This window comes from Desulfovibrio sp. (genome assembly GCF_018379785.1).
In the GTDB taxonomy this organism is placed as follows: Bacteria; Desulfobacterota; Desulfovibrionia; order Desulfovibrionales; family Desulfovibrionaceae; genus Desulfovibrio.
The window spans coordinates 16928-29346 of the sequence record NZ_JAGZUV010000036.1 but is presented as its reverse complement, the minus strand read 5'-3'; the positions used below and the strand labels follow the sequence as shown (position 1 = coordinate 29346).

At 57.4% G+C, this 12419-nt stretch carries 11 protein-coding genes; 4 read left to right on the top strand and 7 right to left on the bottom strand.

Going from position 1 to position 12419, the window contains the following annotated elements; genetic code table 11:
- The first annotated feature begins 159 nt into the window (after positions 1–159).
- The 3 genes from KH208_RS09185 (at position 160) to KH208_RS09175 (ending at position 4178) form a co-directional block, all read left to right on the top strand.
- Positions 160–1863, top strand: a complete 1704-nt coding sequence (locus KH208_RS09185) for a peptidoglycan DD-metalloendopeptidase family protein (RefSeq protein WP_291435674.1) — start codon at positions 160–162, stop codon at positions 1861–1863.
- Between the two features lie 172 nt (positions 1864–2035).
- A complete protein-coding gene (locus KH208_RS09180; protein ID WP_291435673.1) occupies positions 2036–2260 on the top strand; it encodes a hypothetical protein in 225 nt (74 codons plus the stop codon).
- Positions 2261–2612: 352 nt separating this feature from the next.
- Complete coding sequence (locus KH208_RS09175; protein ID WP_291435672.1) at positions 2613–4178, top strand: sensor domain-containing diguanylate cyclase; 1566 nt, start codon at positions 2613–2615, stop codon at positions 4176–4178.
- A gap of 77 nt (positions 4179–4255) precedes the next feature.
- Here KH208_RS09175 and larB read toward each other — a convergent pair whose 3' ends face one another.
- On the bottom strand, positions 4256–5029 hold the full coding sequence (gene larB, locus KH208_RS09170) for a nickel pincer cofactor biosynthesis protein LarB (protein ID WP_291435671.1): 774 nt from the start codon (positions 5027–5029) through the stop codon (positions 4256–4258).
- A 109-nt stretch (positions 5030–5138) separates the two neighbouring features.
- Between larB and KH208_RS09165 the strand changes: the two genes are divergently transcribed.
- Entirely contained in the window at positions 5139–6626 is a 1488-nt protein-coding gene (locus KH208_RS09165) for a sigma-54 dependent transcriptional regulator (RefSeq protein WP_291435669.1), read from the top strand.
- Positions 6627–7069: 443 nt separating this feature from the next.
- Here KH208_RS09165 and KH208_RS09160 read toward each other — a convergent pair whose 3' ends face one another.
- The 6 genes from KH208_RS09160 to KH208_RS09135 form a co-directional block, all read right to left on the bottom strand.
- Positions 7070–7321 carry a GlsB/YeaQ/YmgE family stress response membrane protein gene (locus KH208_RS09160; protein ID WP_291435667.1) on the bottom strand — a complete coding sequence of 84 codons (252 nt, stop codon included), beginning with the start codon at positions 7319–7321 and terminating at the stop codon, positions 7070–7072.
- A gap of 1 nt (position 7322) precedes the next feature.
- Positions 7323–8021: a DUF421 domain-containing protein gene (locus tag KH208_RS09155; protein WP_291435665.1), complete on the bottom strand. Its 699-nt coding sequence runs from the start codon at positions 8019–8021 to the stop codon at positions 7323–7325.
- Positions 8022–8409: 388 nt separating this feature from the next.
- Positions 8410–9090 (bottom strand): dimethylmenaquinone methyltransferase, encoded by a 681-nt coding sequence (locus KH208_RS09150; RefSeq protein WP_291435664.1) that lies wholly within the window; start codon positions 9088–9090, stop codon positions 8410–8412.
- Between the two features lie 12 nt (positions 9091–9102).
- Positions 9103–10347, bottom strand: coding sequence for a nickel-dependent lactate racemase (gene larA / locus KH208_RS09145; RefSeq protein ID WP_291435663.1), 1245 nt, complete (start codon positions 10345–10347; stop codon positions 9103–9105).
- 21 nt (positions 10348–10368) lie between these two features.
- On the bottom strand, positions 10369–10824 hold the full coding sequence (locus KH208_RS09140) for a tripartite tricarboxylate transporter TctB family protein (protein WP_291435662.1): 456 nt from the start codon (positions 10822–10824) through the stop codon (positions 10369–10371).
- Positions 10817–12337 (bottom strand): tripartite tricarboxylate transporter permease, encoded by a 1521-nt coding sequence (locus KH208_RS09135; RefSeq protein WP_291435661.1) that lies wholly within the window; start codon positions 12335–12337, stop codon positions 10817–10819. The genes KH208_RS09140 and KH208_RS09135 overlap by 8 nt, the downstream gene beginning before the upstream one ends.
- Positions 12338–12419: the final 82 nt, after the last annotated feature.

Below are 12419 nucleotides of genomic sequence, written 5' to 3'. Positions count from 1 at the left end.
TCTCTTGATATGTTGAACAAATCTCTTGCACTATTTCAAAGATTCCGAGTTAATGGTAGTATTGAAGAACTTTTATCATTGTTAAGGTGAATGTCTCGCCGAGCGGGTCAACTGGACAAGGCCCTGAGGGCCGGATATAGTGGTTGAATGGAGTTGCCGATGAAACGACTCTGGCTGGTGGGAGTTTTTTTGATTTTGCTGGTGGGCGGCGTGCTGGTGCAGCACGCCGGCAGAACCGGCTTTAAGACCGATGCGACACCCGGACAGGTGACTGAACAGGTCTCGGAACAATCGACGCGGATAACGGACCAGGAGAAGCAACAGGACCAGAAAGTCCGGCAAGGCCCAAGCGCGGATGCGGGCGGGCGGGCGCTTTTGTCTGTTCCGCCCGCGCAGCCCGGCCCGCCGCTGGCTGATAAAAACGGGACGGGCGCGGCTGCTTCTGAAGAGGCCGGACGCGCGCCCGAAGCCCTTCAAACTCCCGCTTCCGATCCAGCCGTCGGGTCCCGGCTTCCGGAGGCCCGGCCGGATGTTTCCGCCAGCGTTTCCGGTGAAGGGACGTCATTGCCGCCGGACACCGCCGTGCCCGGTGCGCAGACAACCGCACAGGCAGCTGGGCAGACGCCTTCCACGGATTTGGCCGAAGAGGCCCAACCCGGCGGCGCCCTTGGTGATGAGGTAGTCAAAGGCACGGTGGAAAAGGGCGACACCATCAGTAAAATTCTGGAAAACACGGGCAGCGAAGGCATCTACCAGTATATCAGCGCGGCCCGTCAGGTGTTTTCCATGCGTTCCTTCCGCGAGGGCCAGCCCTATGTGATCGTCACGGACTCGGCTTCGGGCCGGGTCAAGCGCTTTGAATACGAAATCGACAGCCGCCGCCGTCTGGTGGTGGAGGGCGTTGAAGAGCCCGTGGCCAGGGTTGAGGCCATTGAGTACGTCACCCTGCTCAACACGGTGGAAGCCACCATCAGCGACAATCTGTTCCAGGCCGTGGCCGATGTGGGCGAAAGCCCGCAAATGGCGCTGCAACTGGCTGATCTTTTCGGCGCGGAAATCAACTTTATCCGCGATCTGCAGGAAGGCGACAGTTTTTCCGTGCTGGTGGAAAAACGCTATCGCGAGGGGGAATATAAAGGTTACGGCCGCGTTCTGGCCGCGCATTTCACCAATAAGGGCAAAACCTTCGAAGCCTATCTCTTTCGTGACGGTTCGGGCCGGGCCCAGTATTACAACCGCAAGGGCGAAAACCTGCGTAAAACCTTGTTGCAGGCTCCTCTGGCCTTTACCCGCGTGACTTCCCGCTTCACGTCGAGCCGCAAGCACCCTATTCTGGGCTACAGCCGTCCGCATATGGGGGTGGATTACGGCGCGCCCACCGGCACGCCGGTCAAGGCCGTGGGCGAAGGCGTGGTCACCAAGAGAAGCTGGGGCGGCGGCTACGGCAATCAAATCATCATCAAGCATGTGGCCGGGCTGGAATCCATGTATTCGCACCTTTCCGGCTATGCCCGGAGTTTGCGCCAGGGCCAGCGCGTGCGTCAGGGCCAGGTTATCGGCTTTGTGGGCAGCACAGGTTTGTCCACCGGACCGCATCTGGATTTCCGCCTGCGTCAGAACGGCAAGTTCATCAATCCGACCAAGGCCATCAACCCGCGCGGCGCGCCGGTTTCTTCCAGGCGCATGGCCGCCTTTGAAAAGGTTGTGGCCGAAGAACTGGCCTATTTGAAAGGCCGGAAGCCCCTGGCCGAATATACGGTGGACAGTGTGGTGCCGGAAAATGCCGTGTCTACCGACAATGCACCGGATGCGGAAAAGGAAAAAAAGTCGGAGGAACCCAAAAAGCGCCGCCGTCGGAGCTAGACTTTCCGAAATATGGCTTTCCGGAACAGTTCACGTTTGAAATGTTATGCATTTCAAACACAATACGCTGTATTTTGAAGAGAAGACATCTGCGACAACGCAGACAGGCGTCATGCCGGGCAATGTCTGTGTCTGGCCGGACCGCTTCATGGAAGAAGCGTGGGAGGGCCGTATGATCTTTTTTGATCCCATATCCCGGGGTCTGTCCGTGGTGCAGGATACGCCGCCCGGCGACGCCCTGGTGATTTCCTATACGCCGTCCGAAGTCAGCGACAGCACGGCCGCCGCCGCGCAACTGGCCGACGCGGCCAGCGCGGCTTCCTTCATGCAGGATCAGTGGCGGGCCGCGGCGGAAAACATGCGGGATATGGGCAACGTGGTCAGCGCGTACAGTTAGAACATGTGTACAATGCGGGCCGCTCCGGACAGAACTCGACAAGAAAAGAACGTCCTTTTCGGGACGTTCTTTGAGGCTGTTGACAAAGTCGGCAGCCCCAAAAATCAGGAGCAGGTCGCGGCTTTGCCGCGCCGTTAAGCGACTGATTTTCGTGCCTTTCCACCCGGCGGTCTAGCCGCCGTTGGTGGCGCAAACCACGCGAAGCGAGGTTTGTCATCAGTCTGAAAGAACGTCCTCTTTTGGACGTTCTTTTTGGTTTTGACGGGAAAATGCACAACGAGTATGCTTTATGAGCAGGTCTAATGAACTGTTCTTCACCATTTTGTAAATTTTCTGGCTGCCTGAAAACGCTATGAAAATGAAAATCAGAGATAAAAATCAGGCGATATTTTTGGGAATACGGGTCGGATCTATTTTTCTGCTGACCGTAATTGTTATTATTTTTGCGGCATATTATACTCTTTCTCGTAATTTTCAGACCCTTCTGACCGATTATACAATAAAACTTGTACAAGCCATGGTGGCGCAGGGCGTGGACATGGTGGAGTCCGAGTTGGAAATCGGACGCAAGGAAGCCGCCATGTCCGCCGCTTCTTTTGATGTTGCTGATGCTTTCCAGAGATCCGGGTCCCGTCCTCGCCGTTTTTCCCCCGGTAAGGATGTCATGCGCATGGTTTATGTTTCGGAAGCACAAACCATAGCATCAGACGGCCGAAAACGGATCATAAATGACCGGCCGGATATCCGTGTCGCCTTTGACGGGGATATCGCCGTCTATGGACCATACTTTAATGAGGATAATGAATTTGTGATTTGCTATTCAGCGCCGGTGATACGGAACGGCAAAATTGTCGGCGTGCTGAGCATTGAAAAAAACGGCTATATATTTTGCAGGCTGATTCAAAGCATCCGCTTCGTCAATAGCGGAGAATCCTACATCATCAATGCGGAAGGGACGGATATCGCGGTCAGTGATCCACACCATATGGAATGGGTCACTTCACAATATAACGCCAAAAAAATACTCGGCGGACAGGAGGATGCGACGACGCGTTCCATTCTGGAGCTGGAGCGGAAAGGACTTGACGGCAAAAAGGGAATCGGAACGTATTATTGGAAAAACGGCTTGGTCTATGTGATATATGAACCTATCCCGTCCGTGGGGTGGGTGCTGTTTGGCGGTTTGCGGGAAGAAGAACTTGCTGCCATGACGCAATCCGTCTTTTTTGCTTCCATTTCCAAGGGGCCCGCGTTAAAAATTTGTCTTGCCGTGGTTTTTCTGCTCACTGCATTGATTATTTACTGGATTATCTCCAGCATGAAAAAAAGTGCTGAAATCAATAAAAAACTGGAGATCATCGCCAATCATGACGCCCTTACCGGTTTACTGAACCGCCGTTTTATTGAAACCGGCCTGGCCGAGGAATGGAAGTACCCGATCAGGGCCTCCGGGCAAGCGGCGCTGTTTATGCTCGATATTGATAATTTCAAAAAATATAACGACTTCTATGGACATCTGAAAGGGGACGACTGCCTGCGCCGGATAGCCGCCACGTTTAAAAAAGCCTTTGCTGGCCATAACGGCTATGTCATACGCTATGGCGGGGAAGAATTCATTGCTGTCGTTTTTTTGGTTGAACGCAAGCTCACTCTGGAACTGGGCGACAAGATTTGCCGTCTGGTGGAGAATGAGGCATTGCCGGATGCCGAAGGCGGCGTGGTAACAGTCAGCATCGGCATGTGCCATATACAGAGCACGGTTGATGCTTCGCTCTCTGAATGTATCCGGATTGCCGATAAAGCCCTGTATCAGGCGAAAACAAGCGGAAAAAACAGATCGGTGATGTTGGACGCTCCGCAACAGGCTCCCGGCGCAGCGGCGCAGCAAGGGATTTCCGATTCCACGACAATGGGCTAAAGACAGTTTTTTGTGCTTCAGGCTGTGTATCCGCATGGGCAGTCCGGGCCGTCGCACTGTGCCTGAACCGGTCTTTTTTACTTCCTTCCCAGCAACTTGGCCGCAAAGGCCGCGGCGCCGAAGCCGTTGTCGATATTGAGCACGGCCACGCCGGGTACGCAGGTGCAGAGCATGGTGGAGAGCGCCGCGAAGCCGTGCGCGCCCACGCCGTAGCCCACCGAAGTGGGCACGGCCAGTACCGGAGCCGGGGTAAGGCCCGCCAGCACGCCGGGCAGGGCTCCTTCCATGCCGGCCACGGCAATGATCACACGCGCTTCGTGCAGAGCCCGCAGATGCGGGCTCAGACGGTGCAGCCCGGCCACGCCCACATCCGTGACGCAAGCGCAGTCGCAGCCCCAGAACGCCAGCGCGCCGAAGGCTTCCAGGGCCACGGGCATGTCGGCGGCCCCGGCGGAAACCACCAGGGCCGTGCCGGATTGCGGCCAGGGCGGAGTCATCCGTTGTTTCAGCTGTTCCGGACCGCCCAGGGAAAACAGCCTGGCTTCAGGCCAGTGCAGACCCGCCGGAAACGTGCGGCGCAGCAGCCCGGCCTGCTCACGGCTGACGCGGCTGACCAGCACCGGCCCGTGGCGGGAAAGACCATCCACGGCGGCCAGCAGGGCCTCGTCGCTCTTGCCCTGGGCGAAGATAACCTCTCCCAGCCCGCTGCGCAGTTCGCGCTGCGGATCCAGATTCAGGCCGTGCAAGGCATCCTGCGCGGTTTCAAAACTCAATTGATCCAAGGCGTTGTCCGGCGAAAGGCCGCCCTCGGCTACTCGGGTCAGAATATGCCTGATCACGCTTTTCTGCATGGAGCCTGTATACGTCAGGCCGGATGCGTTGTCAGCTTTTTTCCAGTAATCAGGGCGTTTTCAGGCCGCGCTGTTGCATTGTGGCACGCGACACGGTACAAAAAGGCCCATGTCGACCCGCCGTCTGCTTTTTCTCGCTCCCGCCCAGGCCATTACCGGCATTTTTCCGCCTCTGCGGGATGCGGGCTATGAGCTGGGCATTGCCGAAAATCTCAAAGGGGCCTCGGTCTTTATCCGCAAGTCCGGTCCCGGCGTGATTTTCGCGCGGCCTTCCCTGCCCGGTTTCCGGGTGGAGGATTTGCTGGCCGTGAGCGCGGAAGACCCCAATTTCCCGCCGGTCATCGTCACCACCGACAAGGGCAGCCCGGAAGAAGCCGAACGCCTGCTCGGTCTGGGCGCGCGCGACTACTGGTTGGAACCTCTGGATGTGGAACGGATCATGGCCGTGGCCCGCGAGCCGCGCAAAGCCGCGTCCGTGCCTGCTTCCAGCACCTTTGGCGGACATCGGCCGCAGTATGCCGAAGGCCAGGGCGGCCCGCGCATCGTGGGGCGGCATCCGGCCATTGCCAGGGTCTTGCAGCTGGCCCGGCAGGTGGCAGCTTCCAAGGCCACGGTGCTGATCACCGGCGAGTCGGGCACGGGCAAGGAAATGTTCGCCCGCTATCTGCACGCCATGAGCAAACGCGCGCGCGGTCCCTTTGTGGCCGTGAACTGCGCGGCCCTGCCTGAACATCTGCTGGAAAGCGAATTGTTCGGCCATGAAAAGGGAGCCTTTACCGGAGCTATTGCCCGCAAACTCGGCAAGTTTGAGTTGGCCAGCGGGGGCACCCTGCTGCTGGACGAAATTTCCGAAATGGATCTGGCCTTGCAGGCCAAATTGCTGCGTGTGCTTCAGGAAGGCGAGATCGACCGGGTGGGCGGCGCGGAAACCGTGCGGGTGGACGTGCGCGTGCTTGCCACCACCAACCGCGATCTGGAAGACTGGGTCAAGCAGGGCAAATTCCGTCAGGATCTGTATTTCCGGCTCAATGTCATTCCCCTGCGCCTGCCCTCCCTGCGCGAACGCGGCGACGACGTGCTGGAACTGGCCCGCTTTTTCGTGGACCTGTATGTGCGCGAATATAAGCTGCCGCCCGTATCCCTGTCCGAAGCCGCTGTGAGCTGGCTGAAAAATTACGATTTTCCCGGCAACGTGCGCGAGCTGCAAAACCTTATGGAGCGCGCCGTACTGCTGGCCAACGGCCGTCCGGTGGAGCCCTGCCATTTTCTGCTGGAAAACGAGGCCTGGCCCCTGTTTGAGGAAGACAGCCTCCCGGAGGACGGGAGCGTTGGAACCGCCGGAATCTCCGCCGCCTCCGCGTCGCCCGCGGACCGGGCGGCTACCGTAGCCGCACCCGCTCCGGAATCCACCACACCGGCGGAGCAGTTTGCCGGGCCGGTAATTCCGCTGCACGAAATGGAGCGGATCATGATCATCAAGGGCCTGGAAGCCACCTCCGGCAACCGCACCCAGGCCGCCGAACTGTTGGGCATCTCGGTGCGCACCCTGCGCAACAAGCTCAACGAATACCGTTCCCTGGGCCATCCCGTGGACTGACGGGGCGTTTGCCTTTGTTACGGGAGGCATTTCACGCCCTGAAATTTACTTTGTCGCGGTTGACGGCCTCCAGTCCCCAACTGCTCAGACGCTCAAGCCGCACTTCACCCTCAATCATAAAAATCGATACATTTTTCCATGCCGTCAAAGCAGAACCTGCTGCTCAGGCTGTGGCAGCCCTCTGTTTGCCCGTCGCCCGCAAAGACTTCCACCGACGTGTGGTCAATACAGGCCGCAGCGTAAGTCTTTCGCGGTAGTAAATGAGCCCGTTGGGGTCGTTCATCCGGCCGCTGGGCGGCGCCAGGCGACATGCCGGATAGCCGACGTAGCCGCCGGCCCCGGCATTGGCAAAAACCTCCTCCAAAGCGCGCCTGACGTCATGTAGAGGCATCTCCGACGACTTTATACAGGCTCATTAACAGTGCTTCGGTATTCCGCCCGCATTAGCGCGATGTAAGCTTGCCGTGGATGATCAGGACGAGAAGGGCTCCCAGTACGGCCACAAAAAAGCTCGGCAGGTTAAATCCGGTTACCGTGCCGAAACCAAGCCAGGTGCCGATGAATCCGCCGACGCATGCGCCGACGATGCCTAACAGGGATGTCACAATAAAGCCGCGTTCAATACGTCCCGGCAAAATGAATTTCGCAATGGCGCCGGCAACCAGTCCAAAAATAATCCAGGATATAATGCCCATTTTATTTTCCTTCTTTTTTCTCGCATGTAATTATATAGAGGTTTCCGGATTTTTTCCCTTCAGCGTCCGTGTCTTCGTTCCATTCGGCAAAGAAAATATCTTTGCATGAATCACAGCCGTTTTTGTTTAATTCCTTTTTCAGCCATTCTTCATCTTTTTCGATCAGCTCCATGGCTTTTTCATCGATAACGCCGTTGCTTACGAGGATGGTTGCCCTTTTGGGTTCATCCTTTTTCTGGATGGTGACCTGGCCGTTGGGTTCAAGCTGCGCATTCCATATGTCATGGAGTGAATGAATGCCCTGCATTCTCGCCAGGGTCGCAAAGTCGCCAATATCAAGCCCGGCCTGTTGGAATTTGTCCTGCAGGTATTCTCCCTTGATCACAAGGGGGGTGGGCAAGCCCACAATCATCTTCCGCCCGGATTCGGTATGCATGCGCAATAAATTGACGGAAATCACAAGAATCTCCCACAGCGCCAGCACGATGATGAATTTTATGATATGGATGTCCGGATTATAAATAACGCCGCCGATAATGCCGCCCAGCACAAAGTTGCCGATGAGGTCCACAGGCGTCATCTGCGTCAGTTGGCCGCGATTGGTCGTCCGCAACAACAGAATAAAAGCGGTTAAACCCACGGCCAGTTTTACGGCGATGTTTCCGTACACAACAAGTGAATCCACCATGGCCTGATCCATCTGAATCTCCGGGAAATTTTTTATCTGAAAACTGCCTGAACACGCCTGCGTCAGGACGGGTTATGTTCTGAAGCTCCTCAAGAAAACGGCTTTTAGTCTGTCCTCAGGCCGTTCAGGCCGGGTAGTCAAAAAGACTATAATTTCTATATAATGTATCCTGTAAGAGAGAAAGCAAGTGGCTGCCGCGACCGTACGGATAATATCGGCGTTTTCGAATCGCATTTGTCCGGCGGGAAGGGCCACAAGAGAAAATGAGAGAAGCGGGAGACGGCTCGCTGATGTCGCTTTGTAAAAAACGACGGCCGGTTTCCGTATCATGCGGAAACCGGCCTGCTGTTGAGGGCTGTTTCCCCCCAGCTTCCAACCAGGCGGGAAGACTCTGCTGGCGTCAGTTAAAGATGGCGCAGGAACTGGCCGCCAGTTTTTCGTACAGCCAGTTGAAATCCGGTTTGCCGGTTTTTTCGATGGCTTTGAGCTTACGCAAGCCGGTATCCCGGATGGCGCGGGCCTGTACGGCCACGGCTTCGGCTTCGTCCCGGCTGACGGCCACAATGCCGTCGCCGTCGGCCACCAGGATGTCGCCCGGCCTGATCACCGCATTGCCCATGGCAATGGGCGCGTTGATTTCGCCGCAGCCGTCCTTGTACGGGCCGTTGGGCGAAACCGCGCGGGCATAGACCGGAAAGTCCATGGCCCGCAGGGCGTCCGCGTCCCGCACCGCCCCGTCCACCACAAAACCGGCCAGGCCCCGCTTGCGGGCCAGAGCTGCCATTATCTCGCCGCACACGGCGCGGTCTTCATAACCGTCGCAGGCCACGGCCAGCACGTCGCCGGGCCGGGCATTGTCCACAGCATAGTAGAGCAGCAGATTTTCACCGGCGGGCAGGTTGACCGTGTAGGCCGTGCCCAGCAGGCGCGCGACGCCCAGAGGCTTGATGGCCGAGGGCAGGGCGGCGTTGCGGCCCAGGGCGTCGCAGATGTCGGCCACGGCTAGGTCCCGGAAGCATTGCAGCAGCAAAGAATCCGGGCGTTCGATATGTTGTCTGATTCTATAGCGTGCGCTGTCCATGGATTTATCCGATTAAAAGAAAAAGGTTGCATTGGCATTGGTGATGAGTGCGATGCGGGCCTCTGGCTCAGCGGTAAGCCAGTCGCACAGGGTAACTTGCAGGTCGCCTTTTTTCAGCAGGCAGGAGGCGAGATCCTCTTGGGAAAGGGCGGTATGTAATACGATCTCGTGTGTGGCTGCCACCCGTGAAAAAAGATATGCCTTATGAGCGCCCATCCTGAACGGCTGACTTTCGAAATCCCGCAGTAACGATGCATGATCCGCGAAGTTCCGGGCATACTCCAGATAGCGCTCGTCCCCGATGCCTTGTGCGCATTCCGCAACCAGCAGTATTTTTCCATTCTTACCCGCGCAGCGGCGGGCGGCATCCAGCGCCTTCTGGGCCTGATACAAACAGATGTCTTTGGGACTGCCTCCGCAGGAAGCAATGACAATGTCGAATGTCTCCCGTAGTTCCATGCCGTAAAGCTCACGTGTTTTCCCGGCCGCAGAACGCAGGATGGTCGGCGGATCGCCCACAAAAAGAGCTGCGATATTTTTCTGTGCGTCCAGGGAGACATTGACGGCAAGTTTTACCCCGGCAATGCGTCCCGCTTCATTGAGATCAATACGGACGGGATTTTCTTCAAGGCTTCCGGCAAAGGCGCAAGGTTCTTTAAGCATGGAATGGTTTTTTTCAATCATGGCCGCCGAGGCGCACCCCACGACGACGCCCTTGGCCCCACCTGTAAAGCCCACAAACTGGTGGGCGTCCACCATGCCCATGACGATCTTCAATTCCGCTCTGGCATAGGCCGCGTTGATTTCCACAGGGGTTCCTCTGGCGGTTGTACCGAGGCGGGTCAGTTCCGATTTTCGGGCGTCATGGCAGACGACTCGGCAACCGTAAAGATCGTCGGGCAGAATGCGCTTGAGTTGCGCGGCATCCGGGGGCTCATGCAGGCCGCCGCCTACCACGACGCATACGTGGTTCGGCGGGAGAGCGGGCCAGATTTTGAAAATTCTTTTAAGTAGGGGCGGGAGAAGCAAGCTGGTTGGAAAAGGCCGGGTTTCGTCCGGTACGGCAATGGCGACCGAAGCGGGCGCGGGGAAGTCCTCCAGGCGCGGACAGCCTTCCGGAGCGTCAAGAGCTCGCTCAAAAACGCCGAGGGGGTTAACCAGGGACGGAACATGCCGTGGCTCAAAAACCGTGACGGAAGTGTCGTCCGGAAGGTCAAAAGCAAGGTTGCCTTTTCCGTATTTCACCGTATGGCGCATAGCATGAATTCCATGTGAGGTTCAGAATAAAAAGCCTGCGGGCGTCGGCACATTGAGCAGCTTGGTAAAGCTGGACCAGACGGCCAGACTGAAGAAAAGGCTGTACAGCAGTCCGACAACGGCAAGGCGTCCCAGACCCCGGCTTTTGTCTCCCAGCAGCAGGGAGGAGCAGAATATGAATAGCGCCGTACTGCTGAAAAAGCCCAGAGTGCCGATCAACGCGGCGTAGACGGCCGCCATCGCGGCGATATATCCAACTTTTCTCCAGGCGACTTGTTCCGCGTCTGTGGGTGATTCCCCGCGTCGTTTATACAGCCCCTTGCCCACAAACCATAATCCACCCACGGCGATAATGAGTATCAGGCTTTCCGGAAACACGCGGCTTACGCCCGTGAGCCCTTCGTACTGCAGACCGAAAGCCGCGCTGATGGCCAGAAAACTCGCGCCGCACAAAATATCCGACATACTTTTACGCATGGTTTTTCTCCTGGTGTTCAGTTTGTTTTTTCTTCAACTGTAGCAGCCAAGGAGTCACGAAGGAGAGCAATAATGCCGCGATCAGCACTTTGCTGATGCTGCCGCCAAGCATGACAGCCGGGAGTCCGCCGTCAACGGAATGGGCAAGATCGAGGCATTTGCCGAGATTTTCCTCAATCATGGGTCCCAGGATCACGCCCAAGGCCATGGCTCCGGTATCCATGCCCAGTTTGCCGCCGAAAAAGCCCACGAAGCCGAAGACTAGGACGATCCAGATATCCACAAGGCTGTTGGAAATAGCATAGGCCCCGATGTAGGACAGCACCACAATACCGATGGCCACAAAAGTCAGTCGGATATTGAGCAGCTTGGCCATGCAGCGGCAGAGAACGAAACCGATCGGGATCATCAGCAGGTTCACCAGAAATTGCGAAAAAATGAAGGTATAGGCCAGTTCACCGGTGGCGGTGAAAATTTTGAAACCCGGCTGAATGCCGTGGGCCATGAGTGCACCGAGGATCACTGCGGCCACTGCGCTGCCCGGAATGCCCAGAGTCAGCATGGGAATCAGAGAGCCGCCGATAACCGCGTTGTTGGCGCTTTCCGAGGCGGCCACGCCTTCAATGCTGCCCTTGCCGTAGATGGAGGGGTCCTTGGCCCAGCGTTTGGATTCATTATAGGCGATGATAGAGGCGATTTCACCGCCCGCGCCCGGCAGCATGCCCACCCAGGTGCCGATGACGGAGGAGCGTAGCAATACTTTTTTGCAGCGGGAGGCGAGATAACCGGCCACGCGTCCGAATGTGCCCTTACGGGGGTGGTACGCGGCCACAAAGGTTCTGTCCGTGCCGATGAGATAGAGCACCTGGGAAAAGGAAAACAGGCCGATCATACAGGGAATGACGGATACCCCCTGCACCAGCCCGTATATGTCAAAGGTAAAACGGGGAATGCCCGTGTTGGGATCAAGGCCGATGGTGGACACCAGCAGGCCGATGGCGCCGGAGACAATGCCTTTGCCCATGTTCTCGGGCGTCATGACCGCGATGGTGCTTAGCCCGAAAAGGCAAAGCCAGAAATTTTCCGGTCCGCCGAAGTTCAGGGCGAAGCGGGCCAGCGCGCCCGCCAGAAACAGAAGAAAAAAGGTGCCGATGATGCCGCCGAAGGCCGAGGAAAGCAGGGAGGTGTAGAGCGCCGTATCCGCTTGGCCGTTCTGGCAGAGAGGCCAGCCGTCGAAGGTGGTGGCCACGGAAGACGGCGTGCCTGGCGTACAGATCAGAATGGCCGAATTGGCCCCGCCGTATATGGCTCCGGCATAGATGGCACCCAGCATCACGAGTCCGTGCGTGGGGGACATGGCAAAGGTGGCCGGTACCATCAGCGCCACGCCCATGGTCGCGGAAAGGCCCGGCAGGGCACCGATGACGATGCCGCCGGTCAGGCCGGCGATCATCAGAAAAAGGTTCAGGGGGTCAGCAAGGTTTTGCAGGGAGGGGAGAATAAATTCAGTCATCCGCGACTCCTGTATATGGGACGGACCAGATGTTTAGTCCCTGAAAGACGGCGGGGCTGGTCTTTCCTGCCCCGCCGGATCC

Bases quoted from the DNA above. Each gene is read 5' to 3' on its own strand.
- KH208_RS09185 (WP_291435674.1), top strand. From the start codon at position 160: ATGAAACGACTCTGGCTGGTGGGAGTTTTTTTGATTTTGCTGGTGGGC.
- KH208_RS09180 (WP_291435673.1), top strand. From the start codon at position 2,036: ATGATCTTTTTTGATCCCATATCCCGGGGTCTGTCCGTGGTGCAGGAT.
- KH208_RS09175 (WP_291435672.1), top strand. From the start codon at position 2,613: ATGAAAATGAAAATCAGAGATAAAAATCAGGCGATATTTTTGGGAATA.
- larB (WP_291435671.1), bottom strand. From the start codon at position 5,029: ATGCAGAAAAGCGTGATCAGGCATATTCTGACCCGAGTAGCCGAGGGC.
- KH208_RS09165 (WP_291435669.1), top strand. From the start codon at position 5,139: ATGTCGACCCGCCGTCTGCTTTTTCTCGCTCCCGCCCAGGCCATTACC.
- KH208_RS09160 (WP_291435667.1), bottom strand. From the start codon at position 7,321: ATGGGCATTATATCCTGGATTATTTTTGGACTGGTTGCCGGCGCCATT.
- KH208_RS09155 (WP_291435665.1), bottom strand. From the start codon at position 8,021: ATGGATCAGGCCATGGTGGATTCACTTGTTGTGTACGGAAACATCGCC.
- KH208_RS09150 (WP_291435664.1), bottom strand. From the start codon at position 9,090: ATGGACAGCGCACGCTATAGAATCAGACAACATATCGAACGCCCGGAT.
- larA (WP_291435663.1), bottom strand. From the start codon at position 10,347: ATGCGCCATACGGTGAAATACGGAAAAGGCAACCTTGCTTTTGACCTT.
- KH208_RS09140 (WP_291435662.1), bottom strand. From the start codon at position 10,824: ATGCGTAAAAGTATGTCGGATATTTTGTGCGGCGCGAGTTTTCTGGCC.
- KH208_RS09135 (WP_291435661.1), bottom strand. From the start codon at position 12,337: ATGACTGAATTTATTCTCCCCTCCCTGCAAAACCTTGCTGACCCCCTG.